We start from the raw sequence: 966 nt of genomic DNA, 5'->3' as shown, positions 1-966 counted from the left end.
TCCGGCCCCGGTGCCGCCGGTCGTGCCCGTGCCGCCGGCGGCGCCGACCGGCGCCGCCGCCCCGGCCGACGGCGGTCGTCCCGGCGGCGGTTTCGCACCGCCGGTCTGACGGACCCGCCCGGCCGGGTGGCGGTGGAAGGCCCCACCGCCCGGCGCGCGTCTACCGGTCGTCGTCCCGGAAGGCCGACGGCGGTGACCGGAGGTCGTCCAGTTCGACGCCGGGCGCGGCGAGCACCACGTCGCCGGCCAGGTGGACGGTGTGCTGCTCCCCGGTGTCCAGGTCGGTGATCCGGTATTCGTCCACCACCAGGGGACCGCTGTCGGTGGTGTGGGTCTCGCTGCCGGTCAGGGCCCAGGTCCGGTCCACCGTCAACGGCGACAGGACCGGGTCGGTGAACGCGACCAGGCGGACCCGGACGGGGGCGCCGGCGAGGCCGGGGCGCAGGAGCCGGGCGGTGGCGACCAGGAAGGCCGGTGAGGTGCCGGTGAAGGCGTGGGCGGGGACGTTGCCCTCGGTGGCGTGTTCGCCCGTGGGGTCGGTGCGGACCCAGGTGACGCCCTCGAGGGCGGCGCCCCGGACCTGCCAGCCGCCGGCGCGCAGTTCCACGCGCAGGGGGCGGCCGAGGTCGTCGAGGGTGACGTCGACCGATCCCCGGTGGTCGCCCTCGGGGGTGAGCAGCCGGGAGACGTAGCGCCAGCCGGTGGGGCCGGGGGCGCACTGGAAGTGCTCCTCGCCCAGCGGGCGGTGGTCGTACGGGTCGTGGAGCAGGTAGCGGCCGGTGGGCATGGAGGTCCTGGTGGTGGGCCGGACGGCGGGCGCGGGGCGGTTCGGGAAGGGGGCAGGCCCCCGCCGCGAGGGCGGGGGCCTGCCGTGAACGTGGTGCCGCGGACCGCCGCTCAGTAGCGGTAGTGGTCCGGCTTGAAGGGGCCTTCGACCTCGACGCCGATGTAGGCGGCCTGCTCGGG

General features: G+C 77.2%; 2 protein-coding genes. Both read right to left on the bottom strand.

The window, feature by feature from the left end; translation table 11 throughout:
• Positions 1 to 160 precede the first annotated feature (160 nt).
• Positions 161 to 787: a hypothetical protein gene (locus A2U95_RS23725; RefSeq protein WP_166026575.1), complete on the bottom strand. Its 627-nt coding sequence runs from the start codon at positions 785 to 787 to the stop codon at positions 161 to 163.
• Positions 788 to 897: 110 nt separating this feature from the next.
• Positions 898 to 966: adenosylhomocysteinase (locus A2U95_RS33825; RefSeq protein WP_166025469.1), on the bottom strand; the 69-nt coding region annotated here is incomplete at its 5' end.

The organism is Streptomyces chilikensis (assembly GCF_001642695.1).
GTDB lineage: Bacteria > Actinomycetota > Actinomycetes > Streptomycetales > Streptomycetaceae > Streptomyces > Streptomyces chilikensis.
The sequence above is the reverse complement of the archived record's forward strand: the minus strand, read 5'-3'. Positions and strand labels throughout refer to the sequence as shown.